The following is a 17556-nucleotide window of genomic DNA, read 5'->3' as shown; positions in this document are numbered from 1 at the left end:
AAATATGTACATACGGCTGATTTGACAGGGTGCCTCTCCGGTAGGCACCGCAGCATCGGATCCCATTTCGGACGCGTGTCCGACGTTGTGGGTTGTCACTCTAGCATCATTTTTGCCGAAAGCCGGCATCCACTTTTCGGCACGATGCTCTATTCTGCGGCAATGCGTTCGAGCGCCCGGCCGAAGGCGCGTGCGGCGGGCTCGAGCGGCTGGTCGAGGCGATGGGCGAGATAGGCCTCCGTGCCGGTCCGGGCATGACGGCCCAGATCCTTCGTGCGCAGCCGGACAAGACGGCCTTCCAGAAGATCCCGTTCCACCTGCCAATAGGGCAGCCGGCCCCAGCCGAGGCCGGCCAGGATCATGGCGTGCTTGGTATCCTGGCCGCCGACCCGGCAGGTCTGTGGTGACAACACGCCGAAATCCCGCCCCTCCGACAAGGTGGTCGGATCGACCAGAACGATCTGCAGATGATCCGCGAGTTCGGCAACCTCGATCGCCTGGTCGTCACTTCGCGTCGCCAGAGCGTGCCCCGCAGCAGCGACCGCCACGATTTCGATGGAGGACAGGGCCTGTAGCGACACGCGCGGATCACGAAAGCTCTCCCCGGTGATCACGGCCAGCACACTGCGCCCGGCCAACAAGGCGGCAAGCGGGCCGCCGAGCGGTTCGACGGCCAATCTGATCGCGACCGACGGGTAGTCCTGCCTCATTGCTTCGAGTGCCGCGCCGATCCAGGCAGTCGGAAACAGTGTGTCCACCACCAGGGAAAGTTCGAGCTCCACCCCCTCCCCCAGCCCATGGGCGCGGGCACGCATGGCGTCCACGCGCAGGAGGATGTCGCGTGCATTGGCGAGCAGCGCCTTGCCCTCCACGGTCAGCACCGGGCGATGACCGGAGCGATCAAACAGGGCCAGCCCGAGTTCGGCCTCCAGATTGGCGATGGCATGGCTTACCGCCGACTGCACGCGCGACAGCCTGGTAGCTCCCGAACGAAAGCTGCCGCTGCCGACAACCGTTACGAAGATTCGTAGTTGATCCAGGGTAAGGGCATCGATCATGATCAATTCTTTCGATCAATTTGATGCCATTTATATCACTCCGATCGATAGACAGGAAATGCCATGCTCCCATCATTCAGGAATGACGAGGAGTTGACGATGACGTCCGTGCTGGTTCTGTATTATTCCTCCTACGGCCATATCGAGGCCATGGCGCAGGCGGTGGCGGAAGGCGTAGGCGAGGCCGGCGCACGAGCCGTGGTGAAAAGGGTGCCGGAAATCGTACCGGATGCGGTCGCTATCCGCGCCGGCTACAAGCGGGATCAGCGCGCGGAGATTGCCGATATCGCCGAGTTGGCCGATTATGATGCCATCATCTTCGGCACGCCGACCCGCTTCGGCACGATGGCTGCACAGATGAAGAACTTTCTCGACCAAGCCGGCGGGCTATGGGCGCACAATGCCCTGGTCGGGCGCATCGGCAGTGTCTTCACCTCCTCCGGCAGCCAGCATGGCGGGCAGGAGGCCACGATCCTGTCCACCCATATCGTGCTGCTGCATCTGGGCATGGTCGTTACCGGCCTGCCTTATACCTTCCAGGGCCAGTCGCGCATGGACGAGATCACTGGCGGTTCACCCTACGGCGCTTCGACGCTGGCCGATGACGGTCGCGGCGGCAATCGCAAGCCCAGCGCCAACGAACTCGACGGCGCGCGCTTCCAGGGGCGCCATGTCGCCCATCTCGCCCGGGCCCTTGCTGCCGCGCGGCTCCAGGAGGCGGCCTGATGGTCACGACCATCCCGCTGCCGAGCACCACCACGGCCTGGCCGGCCATGGTGGTGGTCGCCTGCGGCATCGCAGCCTCGCTGCAGGTCGGCAAGGCGCTGATCGCCACGCCCATGCTGCAGGCCGATCTCGGCCTTACCCTTGGCGCCATTGGCTGGCTGGCCGGGATCTTTGCCATGCTCAGCCTGGTTTGCGGGGTGCCGGCGGGCGCGATCATCACAGGTTTCGGGGATCGCCGCGTGCTCTTGCTGGGCCTGGGCGCCATCGCAGCCGGTAGCGGCCTCGGCGCCCTTGCCTCCCACTATGGCGCACTGGTCGCTTCACGCATCGTCGAAGGCCTCGGGTTCCTGATGGTCACGGTGGCAGGTCCCGCCATCCTGAACCGGATCTGCCCGGTCGGGCGGCGCGATCTCGCTTTTGCCGTGTGGAGTTGTTTCATGCCGGCCGGCATGGCCCTCGCCATGCTCGCCGGCCCGCTTTTCAGCGACTGGCGTGCCATCTGGTGGTCCGGTGCGATCATCGCATGTCTTGCCATCCTGGCGGCCTTGCTCACCGTGCCGGGCGGACAGCAGTCGAGTGCGCCTCCGCCGCAGCACCTCGGCCGGGATGTCCTTGCCGTGGTGACGGCCGGCGGGCCCCCACTGCTTGCCTTGTGCTTTGCTCTCTACAGCCTGATGTTCTTTGCCCTGTTCAGTTTCCTGCCAGTGCTGCTGATGCAGCATATGGGCTTGAGTTACGGTGCCGCCGGCATGCTGAGCGCCCTGGCAAGTGCATCGAACATCATCGGCAATCTCGCGGCAGGCTTTCTCCTTTCGCGTGGTGCCGGCCGCGCCATCCTGATCGCGGGCGCCAGCCTGGTGATGGGAATCACCGCGCCCAGCGTGTTCCTGCAGATCTTTCCGGACGGCCTGACGCTGCTGCTGTGCATCCTGTTCTCGGCCGTGGGCGGCATCATCCCGGCGACATTGCTGTCCTCCGCGCCTGTCGTGGCGCCCGCCACATCCCTGGCTCCCATCGTGGTCGGCCTCGCCATGCAAGGCAGCAGCCTCGGCCAGGTGGTAGGGTCGGTCGCCGTGGGTGGGTTCATCGATTCCTATGGCTGGCGATCGGCCGGCCTGCTCGTCATCGTGGCGGCCATCGCAGCCATCGTCGTCGCCCTGGTCCTCAGCCGGGCGACAACGAGGTCATGAGGGTTGTCACGGCGACAAATCAGCCTCGGTGCTTGCGAGAGCAAGCGAATTCGACCGCCCGCGCAGACGTGCCAGGAAACGCTGATAGCCGGGCTGCCGGGCGAGAAGGCTGCTGCCAAGATCGCTCAGGAAGACCGTATCCTCGGGCTTGAGGGCGAGCGTGTTGTGCAAGGCGAGGATTCGCCGCGCCATGGCAGGCTCCTGAACATCCGCGAGGGCGACCCGGATGATCGCGACATCGAGGTCACGGCAGGTGAGATGAGTTGTTCCGCGGCAACGCCATCTCATCAGTTCCCGCCGCCAGGACGGCAGGCGGCGGCGTAGTTCGTCGAAGCTCTGGAGATTGGGAATGTTCATCAGGGCATCGGTCGCCGCCACGATCGCGTCCTTGGCATAGGGGCTGTCCGACGTCTCGGAAAGATTGCCACCAAGACGGGTCGAGGCATCCACCACAATGAAGAGCAGGTGCCGAACCCGGCTCGCCCTCGCGGCCGGCAGCGGTTCGGGAGCCTCCCGGTTCAGGAGATGCAGGAGCGCGGAGGTGCCTATGCCGTCAACGAGCCCGCCATCATAGAGCTTGAGGAAGTTGAGATCCCCTGCACTGCGATAGCGATCGAGCGCCTCCCGATATTGCCGCTCAACCAACGATTGGGCACGGATGTCCGCCTTTGCGCCGGCTGCCGGGACACCCTCGGCATCGGCCGGGCAGCTCGAACGATAATTGCGCAGCGTGATGGGCGCGAAGGCAACGGGTACCGCCGCGGATGCCGCCACCGCATAGGCAAGGGGGTAATCGTCGAAATTGCTGCAGATGGCGGCAAAGGATGTTCGGTCGAAGATGAAGGGCGCCCGGTTGTAGAGGTCGGTGGCATGGATCACCAATCGGGGGCGGCCAGGTCGATCCAGCATCCCCAGCGTGGCGCCATGATAGAGATTGGCATCCAGCCATGGCGGCAGGCCGTTGCGATCGTTGACGCCGCCGCGATAGCCGCGCAGCAGATTGGTCGGGCTCAGGCTGGTGCGCAGCGAGGCCTCGGCATTGCGCGCCAGGAAATCGCGCCGAAAGCCGGGCAATCCCGCCGGCCCATGCAGAGCAAAATAGGAAGCCAGCATGGCGCCCCCCGACACGCCCGCCGCCACAGCGACATCATCGGCCATGCTACGGCCGGCGACGGTCGAGGGCGTTTGGGCGAGGCTGGCGAGAACGCCGTAGCCGAAAGCGGCCGAACGGGCGCCACCACCGGAAATGGTGAGCACGATTGCAACATCGCCTCCCCGCGCTGGGCTGCTTGCCGGGATGGAGCCCGTGACGAGTCCGAGCGGTGCATTGGTTGGCCGCGTATCCGGTGCGCACCCGGCAAGCAGGCAAGCCAGCGCCAGAAACACCACCAGGTGTGACCGGCGTGCGGTGACCAGGGATGATCGGCGGGAGGCGGGGCGTCGTGAAGGAGGGGCAATCATCATCACATTCGGGAACGCTGCAACAGCCCTCCGCAGCGCGGGGGCTGGCAGGGAGCGACACCGACTTTCCGGGCCCTCAATTGCAGGAGCCTTGCATGATCGCCGGCGCTGCGTTTTTTTAAGAGCGCCCGCCGCGGGCAGGGGCTGGCCGGTCATGATCCGCCCTACGCCTTATCTCATCGAGCCGTTCGAGCCGGACGCGCTCCATCCGTCGCACCTGGCGTACTCCCCAAAGGATGGCGAACTCACCGCCGACGAGCACGATTGCGACCAGAAGGCCTAGACTGAGGGGATCACGGTCGCTGCCCTTCAGTATGAAGCCCAAACTCAGGAATGGGACATTCCAGGCCAGACTGCCGAGCAGGGCCGCCAGGATGAACCGACGCAGTTCAAGTCGGAAAACACCAGCAGGCAGGCCGAGATAGACGCGGACGGTCGGAATCGTATGGCCGACCAGGGTTGCCCAAAACTGATTGCGCCGATAGCGCTCGACCAGACGCAGATACAAAGGCAGCGGCAGCAGAACGAAACGTCCGTAGGCGGCCACCAAGGTTTCGACCCGGTGCGGGCCGAGAGCTCGGCCCAATCCATACCAGCCCACGGACCCGATCGTCGACCCGACCGTGGTGGCGATCACCATGGCCGCGAGCCCGGGGCCATCGCGCGCTGCCATGCCCAGAAACATCAGCAATATGTAGGAAGGTATGACCGGCAGGAATTTTTCCGCGACGGCCAGACAGGTGATGCCGGCGAGGCCGAAACCGAGCATCGCGACGATGGCGGGAGACATCTCCATGATCGGTTCACAGCCCGGACGGCAGTAGGGACCGGCGCCGCCTGATCCGATAGACAGACGCTGGTGGAAGATTGCGTATGGTCCAGCCGGTACGCTCGGCCTCGAGGCCCAGGCCGTCGAGAATTTCCCGCCTAACCGGGCAGCGCGGACCGTAGGTGATCTGATAGAAGGCCCCGCCGAGAGCCATGCAGGCGAAAGCGCCGGTGAGAACGGCCGAAGCCTTGTCCGAAGGCATCGCCAGGATGCCGAGCCCGCTGATCACAGCGCCAACCGGTGCGCCGACATAGAGACTGGTCGTTGCCAGTTCCGCCGCATCCATGTGGAACACCCGGGCCAGGGGAAAGCGGCGGCCGAGCAGGCGCGCGAAGGTCGCGTCATATTCCACCAAGGTGATGTTCTGCTCCGGCACACCCCGCTCGAGCAGGGCCTGGGTGAAGGGGCCCGTGCCGGGGCCAAGCTCCAGAATCGGCCCGGTCCTTGGCGTGATCTCCTGCGTCATCAGGGAGGCCACGGCGTTGCCGGAGGGAGCCACGGCAGCCACGCGAAGCGGGTTGCTGATCCAGGCCCGGAAGAATGGCAATGCGTCAGAAACCGGCATCATGACCTCCCTTGGGCAGGAGAGGCTCGGCGGGATCGAAGCTCTGCGCGACGGGTCGGTCGATCAATCTCGATAACATTCTCGGGTCATCCACGGTATGAGGGCTGTTCCCGTTCCCAATGAACGGGCGATCGACCGGCCGAGGGGGGTCCGATGGGTTCTCAGGTGACCGAATCGATTACCAACTGGTCCCATGCCTGGGTTGCGGGAGCCTGTCGCCAGGGCGCTTCCGATCCGTTGTCCGCCGGGGCGCGAGATTTCTCTGCAAGGTTGATGCAATGCTGGCGGCGTAATGTGCTTCTGCGCGGAATGATGTGAGCGGAACAGAAAAGGCGGAACGGACAATGCGGGTATTGCTGGTAGAGGACGAACCGGAGATGGTGTCGGCCTTGCGCTCCGCCCTGGTTCGCCACGACATGATCGTCGACCATGTCTCGAGCATTGCCGCCGCCGAAGGCGTGCTCTCCGATCGCGTGCACGATGCCATGCTGCTCGATCGTCAGCTGCCGGACGGTGATGGCCTGTCGCTGATTCCCACCTTGCGCGCCAGCGGCAATGCCCTGCCGGTACTGGTGCTGACCGCCCGGGGCGACCTGCCCGACCGTGTCGCCGGGCTGGAACACGGCGCCGATGACTATCTTGGTAAGCCCTTCGCATTCGAGGAATTGCTGGCACGGCTGCGGGCCTTGCTGCGCCGCCCCGCCCATCTGCAGTCCCACGTGGTGCGGGTTGGGCGGCTTTGCTTCGACTTCACTCATCAGGAGGCCAGCGTTGCCGGCATCCCGCTGGAAATGCCACGGCGGGAACTGCTGGTGCTGGCAGCCTTGGTGCGACGCATGGGGCGCATGGTGCTGCGCTCCTTCCTGATGGAAGCGGTGTTCGGCATGGATGACGAAATCCAGTCCAACGCACTCGATACCCATGTTTCACGCTTGCGCCGCAAGCTTGCCGACGCCGACGCCGGCGTCACCATCAACGGCATTCGCGGCGTCGGCTATCTCCTGCGCGAGACGCCATGATCGCCACCGCCCCGCCCTCTTTGCGCTGGCGCCTGGTCAAACGGCTGGTTGCCTTCCAGACCGTCATGCTCACACTCATCGTGGTGATCCTGGTCTTTGCGGTCTGGGGTACGGCACGCATTGTCGATGCCTATGAAGACAGTGCCCTTGATGTGCTTCGCGATGCCGTGGTCCGCCAGGCGGATGGTGGGCTCGCTCTGGCGAAAACCGGCGATTTGGCACGATTGCGGGAGGATGCCCCCGATCTGTGGTTCGTCATCCGAGACAAGCAGGGCCAGGAACTGAAAGAAGGCACAGTTCCCGCCGACTACGCCGCGATCGTGGCCGACATCGGCCTTATCCAGCAGATGCGACTCGGCGAGGACCAGCCCGGCATCGACAAGCCGGATGCCGTGCTCAAATGGGTCGAGAGCGCCGCCGGCCGCGTGCAGATCCTCACGGGCACGCAAGGCCATATGTCCTGGCAACATCTGTTCTGGGGCGTATCGCTGAGTTCGGCCACCGTGATCGGACCGCTCTTCGTGCTGATGGCGCTTGTCACCCTGATCGTCACACCGATCGTGGTGCGACGGGCGCTGAAGGGGCTCGGCGCGGCGGCAATGCAGGCCGAGCGCATCGACATCGCCCAGCGCGGCGTCCGTCTGCCTCTGTCCGGCGTGCCCGCCGAGATCCTGCCTCTGGTCAAGGCCGTCAATGACGCATTGGTTCGCCTCGACAATGGCTATGAACGGCATCAGCGCTTTCTCGCGGACGCGGCACATGAGCTGCGAACGCCGATCGCCATCCTGACCACCCGCATCGCTTCGCTGCCGTCGGGTGCGGAGAAAAGCCGGCTTCTGGAAGATGCCAATCGGCTGGCTGTGCTGACGGGGCAATTGCTCGATTTCCAGCGCCTGGACCAGCAGGACAGGCCGACGACGGCGGTCGATCTCGCCGCGCTCGCCCAAAGGGTGATCGTCGATCTCGCCCCCCTGGCCTTTGCCGCCGGCTATGAGATGGACTTCAAGGCCGACGACGGGCCGATCCTGATCACAGGCGACCAGACCTCGCTCGAGCGGGCATTGACCAATCTCGTCCAGAACGCCATCGATCATGGCGGGCGCCGTGGTACCATCAGCGTGCGCGTCGACCGCGGCGGCCGCATCGAGGTCTGCGACGAAGGTGACGGCATTCCCGTTGCGGAAACCGAACGGATTTTCGAGCCGTTTCATCGCCTGCGCCAGGACGGTCGCGGCGCGGGGCTCGGTCTCAACCTCGTGCGCGAGATCGTGCGCCTGCATGGCGGCCATATCGCCGCATCCAACAACCGCACGGGCGGCGCCTGCCTGGAAATCGACCTGCCCCTGGCGTCCCGACAGGCTGAGAGAACGGCGCCGTCTTGAGCGATCGCTCATTCGTCGACCCGCGCTCGCCTTGAGGATAACGTTCAAGGCCGGCGAGCGCACCCGCGGCCACAAGCTCACCCCTCCAGATCGGCCTTGAGCTTGTCGAGAATGGTGAGGGCATGGGTGGCATAGCCGCTGATCCAGCGGTCGTGGATGCGCTTGATCGGCAGCGCGTTGAGGTGGTTCCAGCGCTCGCGCCCTTCCCGCCTGACGATGACCAGATCGGCCTCCTCCAGCACTTTGAGATGCTGCATGACGGTGCAGCGATCCATATCCGCAAAGGCTTCGCAGAGCATGCCGGTGGTGCGCGCCTCCTCCTTGAGGTGGTCGAGCATGGCCCGCCGGCGCGGATGGGCCAATGCCTTGAAAACCAGGTCTTCTTTGAGTTCGCTTGACATGTTATAAATTTATAACATACTCTCGCCTCCTGCAACAGCGAGAAACGCGATGAAGCCGGAATTCAGGGTCTCCGGGCGGATCTCAAGGCCGGTTCGCGAGGTATTCGACGCCGTGGTCAACCCCGGCAAGCTCAGCGCCTATTTCACCACGGTGGGCGGCGCCAGCGCGCCGCTGGTGACCGGCGCGACGGTGGTGTGGTGGGGCGCGGTTCCCGTCGAAGTGGACGAAGTGGTGGCTGACAGCCGCATCGTATTGCGCTGGGATGGGCCCAAATCCGCCGATGGCGTGGTGCTCTACAAGACTCATATCGAGATGAATTTCCAGGCGCTGGAAATGGACGCCACGCTGGTCACCATTGCCGAGACGGGCTGGCGCGAGGACGCCCAGGGCCAGTGCGCCTCCTATATCAACTGCGAGGGATGGTCGCAGATGCTGTGCTGCCTGAAGGCATTCCTCGAACACGGCATCAATCTGCGCGAGGGCTATTATCGCAGCGAGTTGGCCGGCGTGCCGGCGAGCGAGCCGCGCTGCACATCCCCCTGACAAGACAAAGGAAGCAAGCATGGCTGCGAACATCTATGGCGGCATCGACATCGCCATGAAGGTCCCACCTCATCAATATCAGGCCACGGTGGCGTTCTATCGCGATGTGGTCGGCCTGAAGCCGATCACCGACAAGGCACCCGCCATCGGCTTCAAACTCGGCCCCAACAAATTGTGGCTCGACGAGGCGCCAATGCTGAGCCAGGCCGAGATCTGGCTGGAGCTGTTCACGGACAATTTCGACATGGCGGCCGACCATCTGTCCCGCGCCGGCGTGGTCCGCTGCGACGCTATCGAGCCTCTGCCGGACGGGTTCAAGGGGGGCTGGATTACCAGCCCCGCCAATATCGTCCACATGGTGCGTGAGCCGAACGCCTGGTGACCCCAGGGCCAACGGCCTCGCTCGCGACTCGCGTTGAGGCGCCTTGACCGCTGCGACGCGTCATATTAGGGGAAGGCTTGCAGCCACAGTCCTGACGCTGCCGTAGGCGTTACCGTCATCCAACGCGTCCTTTGTCGAGAGGGTCCCAGCAGGGAGATCTCGATTCAACAGGGCGCCACGGTCATGCCATCCCTCTCCTGCTTCGCGTTCCCGCACCCGTTCGGGGCATTCATCCCGGCGCGGCCCAGCCTCGCCTCGATGCTTGATGCCTGCCCGGGATTGCGCGCGGTCCGCGGGCTCGGCGGCAGCTTTTCCGTGCCCCCAGCTCAACGGAGACGGAGCACCCATGAAGATGACCGGCAACACCATCCTCGTCACCGGCGGCACCAGCGGCATCGGCCGTGCGCTCGCCGAGGCCTTCCACCAGCACGGCAACCGCGTCATCGTGACGGGGCGGCGGCAAAGTCTGCTTGATCAGATCACGGCAAGCCGGCCCGGCCTGGTAGGGATGCCGCTCGACCTCGACGACCCCGCTTCCCTGTCCCGCCTCGCAGGCGAGGTTCACAGGCGCTTTCCCGAGCTCAACGTGCTCATCGCCAATGCAGGCATCTCACGAGCGGAAAACCTGGCGGCGGACGGCTGGGCCATCGACGACGCCCAGGCAATCGTGGAGACCAACATCCTGGGCGTACTGCGCGTGACGGCGACGTTCCTGCCCATCCTGAAAGGGCAGGCTGGCGCGACGATCCTGGCGACCAGCTCCAATCTTGCTTTCGTACCGCGCGCCGACTTCCCGACCTACTGCGCCAGCAAGGCCTTCCTGCACTCCTGGCTCCAGTCTCTGCGGCACCAGCTCCGCAAGATCCCCGTCGATGTGCTCGAACTGGCACCGCCCTATGTGCAGACCGAGCTCACAGGCAGCCAGCAGGCATCCGATCCGCGTGCAATGCCCGTCGAAGCCTATGTCGCCGAGGTGATGCAACTGCTCGATCGGTGCGATCATCCCCGAGGCGAGGTGCTGGTCGAACAAGACCGGGCTCGGCGATGGGCGGAGCGAGACGGTCGCTACGATGCGACCTTCGGCGCCATGAACCCGGACTGAACCGCTGGTCCATCGCATCTCCTGCAACCGACAGGCCTCGAGCAAAAGGCTTTAGCCGCCCGGGATGTCTCGAGCGGCTTCACATCATTGATCGAAAAGGGGAAAATGGCGCACCCAGTACGATTCGAACGTACGACCTTTGCCTTCGGAGGGCAACACTCTATCCAGCTGAGCTATGGGTGCGTCGTTTGTCCTTCTAGCCGATCGTTCCGCATCCTGCAATCGCCCCAAGCGTTTCCCCTGGCGATTTCCCCGATGCGACTTTCTCTTGGGATCAGCCGAAGGTCTTGCGCGGGTCGAGCGCATCGCGCACCGCTTCGCCCACCAGGATCAGGAGCGACAGCAGCAACGCCGTCACCGTGAAGCCACTGATGGTAAGCCAATAGGCATTGGGCCTAGCCTGGGCCTGCTTGAGCAATTCGCCGAGCGAGGCCGTGCCGGGCGGCAGGCCGAGGCCGAGATAATCCAGCGCCGTCAGGGTGGAAATCGCGCCCGACAGGATGAAGGGCAGCATGGTCAGCGTCGCCACCGTGGCATTCGGCAGGAGATGCTTGATCATGATGGTGGTGTCGGACAGACCGAGCGCCTTGGCGGCGCGGACATATTCGAGATTGCGGGCGCGCAGGAACTCGGCCCTGACGACCGCCACCAGCGCCATCCACGAAAACAGCAGCAGAATGCCGAGCAGGATCCAAAAGCCCGGCGCCAACACCGCCGAGATGATGATGAGAAGATAAAGCGAGGGAATGCTGGTCCAGATCTCGATGGCGCGCTGGAGAATCAGGTCGACCCAGCCGCCGAAATAGCCCTGCACCGCGCCGGCCGCCACACCGATGAGGGAGGAAAAGACGGTGAGGATCAGGCCGAAGAGCAGGGAAATCCGGGTGCCGTAGATGATTCGGGCCAGCACGTCCCGCCCGGTATCGTCGGTACCGAGCCAGTTCCACTCGATGTCGCGGCATCCGGCCCCGCCCACGGTCTGGGCGGCTTCGCGGCATTGATCGTCGCTCAAGGCCCAAGTGGGGGGCGAAGGCACGCCACCTGCCGGCGGGTTCTTGTTGATGGTCTGCGGGCCATAGCGAATGGGCGCCCAGAGCACGTAGGCGCCGCGATCGGCCAGCAACTTGGTGAGATAGGGGTCGCGGAAATTTGCCGGTCCCGGCAGGTCTCCGCCGAGATCGGTCTCGTCATAGTCGACGAAGACCGGCGTCAAGATCCGACCGTGGTCGACGATCAGCAGCGGTTTCTCATTGGCGATGAACTCGGCGAACAGCGACAGGATGAAGAGGGTGAGAAAGAGCCAGAACGACCAGTAGCCACGTCGATTGGCCTTGAAATTGTTGAGGCGCCGCCGGTTGAGGGGTGACAGCTTCAGCCAGCCCCGCGGGGTTCGGGTGGCAGCCTCCATCTCAAACCTCACGCGCTTCGAAGTCGATGCGCGGATCGACGAACATGTAGATGAGATCCGTGACGAGATTGATGACGAGGGCCACCAGCGCCAGGATGTAGATGGAAGCCAGCACCACGGGATAGTCGCGGTTGATGACCGATTCGTAGGTGAGGCGCCCCAAGCCGTTGAGCTCGAAAGTCTGCTCGATCAGGAGCGATCCCGTGAACAGCGCCGAGATGAAGGCGGCCGGAAAGCTCGCGATCACGATCAGCATGGCATTGCGGAAGACGTGACCGTAGAGCACCCGTCGCGGCGACAATCCCTTCATGCGCGCCGTCAGCACATATTGCTTGCGGATTTCGTCGAGGAAGGCGTTCTTGGTCATCATGGTCAGCGTGGCGAAGGCCGAGACCCCCATGGCGATCAGCGGCAGCGTCATGTGCCAGGCATAGTCGGCGATCTTGCCCCATAGCGACAAGTCGCTCCAATTGTCGGAAACCAGCCGGCCATTGGGAAAGATCTGCCAGAAGGCGCTGCCGGCGAACAGGGTGATCAGAAGGATGCCGAGGGTGAAGCCGGGAATGGCATAGCCGACGATGACGACCGCACTGGTCCAGCCATCGAAGAAGGAGCCGTCCTTGACCGCCTTGCGAATGCCCAGCGGGATCGAGATCGTGTAGGAGAGCAGCATCACCCATAGGCCGATGGAGATCGAGACCGGCAGTTTCTCGGCGATCAGGGTGGTGACGGGGGTATCGCGAAAATAGCTCTGGCCGAAGCTGAAGGTGGCGTAGTTCTTGATCATCAGCCAGAACTGCTCATAGACCGGCTTGTCGAAACCATATTGCTTGCGCAGGCTCGCAATGAAGGCCGGATCGAGCCCCTGAGAGCCGCGATATTGCGAGGCGCCGGCGTTGAAGCTGGGTGTGGGGCCGCCGAGATCGCCACCGCCCCCTGAATTGCCCGACAGCACCGACACCATGCGCTCCACCGGACCGCCGGGCACGATCTGAATGATGGCAAAGGAAATCAGCATGATGCCGAACAAGGTCGGCACGATCAGCGCGAGGCGACGCAGGACATAGGCGAGCAAATCGGCGTTCCGGGTTGGCCTGTCGAGCCTAGAGGAGAATCAGGTCGATGGGAATCGGGACGGGGATGAGGGAAGATCCGCAGCCCGTCACATCCTGAACTCGCTGCCCAGATAGAGCCGGCGGGCTTCGGGATTGTCGATGATTTCCTGGGGCGTGCCCTGGGTCAGCACATGGCCGGAATGGATGATGTAGGCCCGGTCGATCAGGGCCAGCGTCTCGCGCACATTGTGATCGGTGATCAGCACGCCGATGCCGCGATTGGTCAAATGGCGCACCAGGGTCTGGATGTCGCCTACCGCGATCGGATCGATGCCGGCGAATGGTTCATCCAGCAGCATGAAGGACGGCTTGCCGGCCAAGGCGCGCGCGATTTCCACGCGCCGGCGTTCGCCGCCAGAGAGTGCGATCGAGGCCGTCTTGCGCAGGCGGCCGATCTTGAACTCCTCGAGCAACTCGTCGAGCTGGCGGTCGCGCTCGGCCTTGTTCGGCTCGACGATCTCGAGCACGGCGCGGATGTTCTCCTCGACATTCAGGCCACGGAAGATCGAGGCTTCCTGCGGCAGATAGCCAATGCCGAGCCGGGCGCGCCGATACATCGGCAGCGCCGTCACGTCATGGCCATCGAGCTCGATGCGGCCATGATCCGGCGGCACCAGGCCGGTGATCATGTAGAAGACCGTGGTCTTGCCGGCGCCGTTCGGACCGAGCAGGCCGACGGCCTCACCGCGCCGGACCTCCAGGCTGACGTCGCTCACGACCGTACGCTTGCCATAGGTCTTGGCAATCGACACCACCGAGAGCGTGCCCTCGACACTCACGGCTGGCCCGGTCTCGTCGCCGGCCTCCGCATATTGCACCATCTCGTTCATGCCTGGCCCGCACTCTTCCTGCAGCATCGGGCCCGATGCCGCGTTTTCATGTTACACCAAGAGGCATTTTCAACGCGCCTTGGTTCCGTCCGACGATTCTCGCCAAATCTTTGATTTGGCATCGAAAATCGCCAGATGTTCAAGCCGAGAATGCGTCAGCATTTTCGAGGCTCGGTATTGTTACGCCGCCATGCCGAAAATCGGCGTGTGTTCCGCATCCCGGTATCCAGTGACAGCCTTGCCGCACGCCGGTGAATATCTCGTTCACCAGGCAAAAAGATGTTGGCCGGCCAGGGCGGATCCCTGGATCAGCACTTCTGGTCGCCCGAGATGAAATGGCCGGTGGTGCCGCCGGTAACGGTGGCGCGGCCTGTCTGGGTATTGACCACCAGCTTCTTGCCGCGCAGCACGTTGCAGCCCTGGGTCATCACCACTTCCTCGCCGGTGAGCGTGGCGATGTTGGTCTCCATGTCCAGGATGCCGTCATCGCCGGTCGCCTTCTGGTCCGGGGCGGTGACGACGACCTTGCCCTTGGCCACCAGCTTCTTGACCTTGTTGTCGGCGGGCGCCGGCGTCGTATCGGCGCCGGCAGCTTCGGCGGTCGAGGAAGCATCGCCCGGCAGCGCTGCCGAGGGAACCGCCGGCTGGGCCGGGCTGGTACCGACAGCATCGGCCGGCTGCTTACCCGGCACGGATGCGGCCTCGTAGAAAACCGTCAGTTCCTCGGAGGTCAGCGTCGACTCGCCCTGGGTGGCCACTACATTGCCAGTGAAGATCGCCTTCTGCTCGTCCTGATGGGTTTCGAGCTGATCGGCCTTGATGTTCACCGGCTTGTCATTATCGGAGGAGAAGCCCTGGAAAGGCGTGGACGGCTTCTTTTCCTGCGCACCGGCCGGCAAGGCCAGTGACGAAACGAGCAACGCCAGAGGCAGCAACAGCGCCGGAGCGAGGCGGCGAGACGTCGGGCTGGGTCGCATCATCACGGGCCTGCTCCCTCAATTGCTCTTCTTCTGGCCGCCCTGGGTGAAGACGCCGGATACGCCGATGCCACCACCTTCGACCCTGGCGACCCCCGTCTTGAGGTTGACGGTCAGCTTGGTGCCCTTCAGCACGTTCGGCCCCTGAATCATCACCACCTCGCCGCCGGTCAGCGTGGCGACATTGGTCGCCATGTCCATCACGCCGTTGGCGCCGGTCGCCTTCTGATCCTTGGAGGTCACCACGACATTGCCGCGGGCAACCAGCTTCTTGATGGAACTAGCCGGTGTGCCGGAGCCGGAGGTCGGCGCCTTGCTGGTATCAGCGGGTTTGGTATCGGCGGGCTTGGTATCAGCAACCTTGGCATCGCCCGCTTGCTGGCCATCCACCGGCTTGGCGTCGGCGGCCTTCGGATCGGCAGGCTCGGCATCAGCAGGCTTGACATCGGCAGATTTGGTATCAGCAGGCTTGGCGTCCTTGGCCTTGCCATCCTTGGCGTTGTTGTCAGCATTCTCGTAGAACACGGTCAATTCGTTGGTACGCAGGACCGATTCTCCCTGCGTCGCCACCACATTGCCGGTGAAGATCGCCTTCTGCTCGTCCTGATGCACTTCGAGCGAGTCTGACTTAACGTCAACGGGCTTGCCGCTGTCGGAGGAGAAGCCCTGGAAGGGGCTGGCCGCTTTCTTCGGGGCGGCGCCGGCATCGGCAGCCGTCAGGGCCAGGGCGAGCGGCAGCACCGCAAGAGGCACCAGGCGGCGGATTTTCATCGTCATTGGGTGGGATTTCCCTGCACTGGGTTGGCTGAATTCGGTGGAGAGGCGTTCGGAGCCGGAGTATCGGGCGGCGTGGCGGGCGCTTCGGCGCCGTCAGTCCCATCTTCCGTATCCGGTTTATAGGGCACCTTGAAGCTGGCGCTGACGCCGTCCTTGAACAGGATCTTCGAACCGCCTTGCACGATGCTCAAGCCATTGCCTGAGATGGTGCCGGAGGAGAGATTGACTGTGACCGGTTCGGTACTGTTGACCGTGCTGGCCTTGAGATCGATGCTGGCGCTCTTCAAGGTCGCGTCATAGCCCTTGGTGGACTTGACGCGCACATCGCCCTTAAGATCGAGAAGCTGGCCAACCGTATCGAACGTGCCGGCCTTGGCTGTCAGTTTGGCATCGCTCTGGTCGGGCGCGGTGATCACCGCATTCAGCTCGGTCAGGCTGACAACACCGGGCACGGACACTTTCTGCGTGCCGGAGGTCGCCGTGACGTCGTACTTCTGCCCGCGATTGTTGGAACCGGTCAGATGCGGTCTTTCGACGGCCAGAATGCCCTCACTGACCGGCGTGACTGGGGGGAGTTCGATCGGAGGCGGCGCGAAGGGATTGACCACCGCCAGAAAGACAAACACGCCCGCTCCGGCAACCGCTATGGCGGGCACGGCAAACTTCAGGAAACGCACCAGCCTGCTGTGAGCGCGGGCAGCTTTGAAAGCGCTTTCACGTGAAGGCATGGCGGGTTGGGGGATCTTGACCCGCGCATCCATGATATCGGCCAAACAGAATACCTATCCAAACGCTGCTAGCGGCGGGAAACCATCACCACCGACCATCATATTGCGATGCGAAGTGGAGACGTCAACCCGGCGCCGGAGGCGCCGTCCATCCCTGTCTGAAATTCCTCAACTTTGGGTGAAAATCGCAACAGGTCGGCCGTCATAGCAGATTTCAGCCGCAGGGGGAATGTGCCGAGGGGAACGCGGCACGCCGCCGTCACCGCAGGCCCCGTCCCTCCGATGCGCAAATCTGTGGGCGAGAACGGGACGCCGATACCCATCTGCCTCTTGCGGCGGTTCCCCAGAGCGCCGGCACAAAACGCTTTGGCCTTCATCCTCAGCTATGGGCGAAGATATCCGTCTCCGGCCAGCCATTGAGGTCGAGCAGCGCCCGCGTCGGCAGAAAGTCGAAACAGGCGCGCGCCACCTCCGAGCGTCCCTCGCGCGCCAGGGTGGTGTCGAGTTTCGACTTGAGCTCGTGCAGATGGAGCACGTCCGAAGCGGCATAGGCGAGCTGGGCATCGGTGAGCGTATCGGCGCCCCAGTCGGAGGATTGCTGCTGCTTGGAGAGGTCGATGCCGAGCAGTTCGCGCACCAGGTCCTTGAGGCCGTGGCGGTCGGTGTAGGTGCGCGTGAGTCTGGAGGCGATCTTGGTGCAATAGACCGGCTTCGTCGCCACGCCGAAGGCGTTCTGCAGCGCGGCGATATCGAAGCGGGCGAAATGGAAGATCTTGGTGACCGAGGGATTGGCCAGCAATTGCTCGAGATTGGGGGCGCTCTTCTGGCCCTGGGCGATCTGCACCACATCGGCGGTGCCGTCGCCCGGCGAGAGCTGCACCACGCAGAGTCTATCCCGATGGGGATTGAGACCCATGGTCTCGGTATCGATGGCGGCGCTGGTGGTGTAGCGGGACAGGTCGGGCAGATCGCCGCGGTGGTAGCGAATGGTCACGGAAGCTTCCTGAACTCGATTTCATTGGATCATTGCGCAGATAGAACTCTCGCAAGACGATGTGCAAG

19 protein-coding genes and 1 tRNA gene are annotated in these 17556 nt (G+C 63.8%); 7 read left to right on the top strand and 13 right to left on the bottom strand.

The annotated features are described in order from the left end of the window. Window positions 1-149: 149 nt before the first annotated feature. On the bottom strand, window positions 150-1058 hold the full coding sequence (locus AB4037_RS06470; RefSeq protein ID WP_441770934.1) for a LysR family transcriptional regulator: 909 nt from the start codon (window positions 1056-1058) through the stop codon (window positions 150-152). A gap of 99 nt (window positions 1059-1157) precedes the next feature. Between AB4037_RS06470 and wrbA the strand changes: the two genes are divergently transcribed. Next, the gene (wrbA, locus tag AB4037_RS06465; RefSeq protein ID WP_441770933.1) at window positions 1158-1784 is read left to right on the top strand and encodes an NAD(P)H:quinone oxidoreductase; all 627 of its coding nucleotides are present in this window, start codon (window positions 1158-1160) and stop codon (window positions 1782-1784) included. Further along, complete coding sequence (locus AB4037_RS06460; RefSeq protein ID WP_441770932.1) at window positions 1784-2974, top strand: MFS transporter; 1191 nt, start codon at window positions 1784-1786, stop codon at window positions 2972-2974. Before wrbA ends, AB4037_RS06460 begins: the two co-directional genes overlap by 1 nt. 6 nt (window positions 2975-2980) lie before the next feature. On the opposite strand, the gene AB4037_RS06455 is transcribed toward AB4037_RS06460, so the two are convergent. From AB4037_RS06455 to AB4037_RS06445, 3 genes are all read right to left on the bottom strand, one after another. Further along, complete coding sequence (locus AB4037_RS06455; RefSeq protein ID WP_441770931.1) at window positions 2981-4231, bottom strand: patatin-like phospholipase family protein; 1251 nt, start codon at window positions 4229-4231, stop codon at window positions 2981-2983. 322 nt (window positions 4232-4553) lie between these two features. Next, window positions 4554-5225, bottom strand: coding sequence for a DedA family protein (locus AB4037_RS06450; protein ID WP_441770930.1), 672 nt, complete (start codon window positions 5223-5225; stop codon window positions 4554-4556). Between the two features lie 13 nt (window positions 5226-5238). Continuing rightward, window positions 5239-5829: a class I SAM-dependent methyltransferase gene (locus tag AB4037_RS06445; protein ID WP_441770929.1), complete on the bottom strand. Its 591-nt coding sequence runs from the start codon at window positions 5827-5829 to the stop codon at window positions 5239-5241. A 344-nt stretch (window positions 5830-6173) separates the two neighbouring features. Here AB4037_RS06445 and AB4037_RS06440 point away from each other — a divergent pair, with 344 nt between their 5' ends. Further along, window positions 6174-6848, top strand: a complete 675-nt coding sequence (locus tag AB4037_RS06440) for a response regulator transcription factor (protein WP_434958651.1) — start codon at window positions 6174-6176, stop codon at window positions 6846-6848. Next, a complete protein-coding gene (locus AB4037_RS06435; protein WP_441770928.1) occupies window positions 6845-8230 on the top strand; it encodes a sensor histidine kinase in 1386 nt (461 codons plus the stop codon). The genes AB4037_RS06440 and AB4037_RS06435 overlap by 4 nt, the downstream gene beginning before the upstream one ends. A 77-nt stretch (window positions 8231-8307) precedes the next feature. Here the strand turns inward: AB4037_RS06435 and AB4037_RS06430 are convergent, their stop codons facing one another. Further along, window positions 8308-8631 carry an ArsR/SmtB family transcription factor gene (locus AB4037_RS06430; RefSeq protein ID WP_441770927.1) on the bottom strand — a complete coding sequence of 108 codons (324 nt, stop codon included), beginning with the start codon at window positions 8629-8631 and terminating at the stop codon, window positions 8308-8310. A gap of 49 nt (window positions 8632-8680) precedes the next feature. Between AB4037_RS06430 and AB4037_RS06425 the strand changes: the two genes are divergently transcribed. The 3 genes from AB4037_RS06425 to AB4037_RS06415 all read left to right on the top strand — a co-directional run bounded on the left by AB4037_RS06425 (window position 8681) and on the right by AB4037_RS06415 (window position 10659). Beyond that, entirely contained in the window at window positions 8681-9175 is a 495-nt protein-coding gene (locus AB4037_RS06425) for an SRPBCC domain-containing protein (RefSeq protein WP_441770926.1), read from the top strand. A gap of 19 nt (window positions 9176-9194) precedes the next feature. Then, window positions 9195-9557 (top strand): hypothetical protein, encoded by a 363-nt coding sequence (locus AB4037_RS06420; protein ID WP_441770925.1) that lies wholly within the window; start codon window positions 9195-9197, stop codon window positions 9555-9557. Between the two features lie 346 nt (window positions 9558-9903). Beyond that, entirely contained in the window at window positions 9904-10659 is a 756-nt protein-coding gene (locus tag AB4037_RS06415) for an SDR family oxidoreductase (RefSeq protein ID WP_441770924.1), read from the top strand. Window positions 10660-10765: 106 nt separating this feature from the next. On the opposite strand, the gene AB4037_RS06410 is transcribed toward AB4037_RS06415, so the two are convergent. From AB4037_RS06410 to AB4037_RS06375, 8 genes are all read right to left on the bottom strand, one after another. Next, a tRNA-Arg gene (locus AB4037_RS06410) sits at window positions 10766-10842 on the bottom strand. Window positions 10843-10933: 91 nt separating this feature from the next. Continuing rightward, window positions 10934-12067, bottom strand: a complete 1134-nt coding sequence (locus AB4037_RS06405; protein ID WP_434958657.1) for an ABC transporter permease — start codon at window positions 12065-12067, stop codon at window positions 10934-10936. Between the two features lies 1 nt (window position 12068). Next, window positions 12069-13142, bottom strand: a complete 1074-nt coding sequence (locus AB4037_RS06400; RefSeq protein ID WP_434958658.1) for a microcin C ABC transporter permease YejB — start codon at window positions 13140-13142, stop codon at window positions 12069-12071. Between the two features lie 87 nt (window positions 13143-13229). After that, the gene (gene lptB / locus AB4037_RS06395; protein WP_441770923.1) at window positions 13230-14039 is read right to left on the bottom strand and encodes an LPS export ABC transporter ATP-binding protein; all 810 of its coding nucleotides are present in this window, start codon (window positions 14037-14039) and stop codon (window positions 13230-13232) included. A 281-nt stretch (window positions 14040-14320) separates the two neighbouring features. Then, window positions 14321-14992 carry an LptA/OstA family protein gene (locus AB4037_RS06390; RefSeq protein WP_441771185.1) on the bottom strand — a complete coding sequence of 224 codons (672 nt, stop codon included), beginning with the start codon at window positions 14990-14992 and terminating at the stop codon, window positions 14321-14323. A gap of 15 nt (window positions 14993-15007) precedes the next feature. Next, the gene (locus tag AB4037_RS06385) at window positions 15008-15766 is read right to left on the bottom strand and encodes an LptA/OstA family protein (protein ID WP_441770922.1); all 759 of its coding nucleotides are present in this window, start codon (window positions 15764-15766) and stop codon (window positions 15008-15010) included. Then, window positions 15763-16539, bottom strand: a complete 777-nt coding sequence (gene lptC / locus AB4037_RS06380) for an LPS export ABC transporter periplasmic protein LptC (RefSeq protein WP_441770921.1) — start codon at window positions 16537-16539, stop codon at window positions 15763-15765. Before lptC ends, AB4037_RS06385 begins: the two co-directional genes overlap by 4 nt. A gap of 334 nt (window positions 16540-16873) precedes the next feature. Beyond that, on the bottom strand, window positions 16874-17488 hold the full coding sequence (locus AB4037_RS06375; RefSeq protein WP_434958663.1) for a ribonuclease D: 615 nt from the start codon (window positions 17486-17488) through the stop codon (window positions 16874-16876). Window positions 17489-17556 lie beyond the last annotated feature (68 nt).

The organism is Labrys sp. KB_33_2 (assembly GCF_052114505.1).
Taxonomy (GTDB): domain Bacteria; phylum Pseudomonadota; class Alphaproteobacteria; order Rhizobiales; family Labraceae; genus Labrys.
The sequence above is the reverse complement of the archived record's forward strand: the minus strand, read 5'-3'. Positions and strand labels throughout refer to the sequence as shown.

Coding starts and splice junctions, on each gene's coding strand:
- wrbA (WP_441770933.1), top strand. CDS start 1,158: ATGACGTCCGTGCTGGTTCTGTATTATTCCTCCTACGGCCATATCGAG.
- AB4037_RS06425 (WP_441770926.1), top strand. CDS start 8,681: ATGAAGCCGGAATTCAGGGTCTCCGGGCGGATCTCAAGGCCGGTTCGC.
- AB4037_RS06450 (WP_441770930.1), bottom strand. CDS start 5,225: ATGTCTCCCGCCATCGTCGCGATGCTCGGTTTCGGCCTCGCCGGCATC.
- AB4037_RS06460 (WP_441770932.1), top strand. CDS start 1,784: ATGGTCACGACCATCCCGCTGCCGAGCACCACCACGGCCTGGCCGGCC.
- AB4037_RS06405 (WP_434958657.1), bottom strand. CDS start 12,067: ATGGAGGCTGCCACCCGAACCCCGCGGGGCTGGCTGAAGCTGTCACCC.
- lptB (WP_441770923.1), bottom strand. CDS start 14,039: ATGCTGCAGGAAGAGTGCGGGCCAGGCATGAACGAGATGGTGCAATAT.
- AB4037_RS06390 (WP_441771185.1), bottom strand. CDS start 14,992: ATGATGCGACCCAGCCCGACGTCTCGCCGCCTCGCTCCGGCGCTGTTG.
- AB4037_RS06415 (WP_441770924.1), top strand. CDS start 9,904: ATGAAGATGACCGGCAACACCATCCTCGTCACCGGCGGCACCAGCGGC.
- AB4037_RS06445 (WP_441770929.1), bottom strand. CDS start 5,829: ATGCCGGTTTCTGACGCATTGCCATTCTTCCGGGCCTGGATCAGCAAC.
- AB4037_RS06470 (WP_441770934.1), bottom strand. CDS start 1,058: ATGATCGATGCCCTTACCCTGGATCAACTACGAATCTTCGTAACGGTT.
- AB4037_RS06420 (WP_441770925.1), top strand. CDS start 9,195: ATGGCTGCGAACATCTATGGCGGCATCGACATCGCCATGAAGGTCCCA.
- AB4037_RS06430 (WP_441770927.1), bottom strand. CDS start 8,631: ATGTCAAGCGAACTCAAAGAAGACCTGGTTTTCAAGGCATTGGCCCAT.
- AB4037_RS06385 (WP_441770922.1), bottom strand. CDS start 15,766: ATGACGATGAAAATCCGCCGCCTGGTGCCTCTTGCGGTGCTGCCGCTC.
- AB4037_RS06435 (WP_441770928.1), top strand. CDS start 6,845: ATGATCGCCACCGCCCCGCCCTCTTTGCGCTGGCGCCTGGTCAAACGG.
- AB4037_RS06440 (WP_434958651.1), top strand. CDS start 6,174: ATGCGGGTATTGCTGGTAGAGGACGAACCGGAGATGGTGTCGGCCTTG.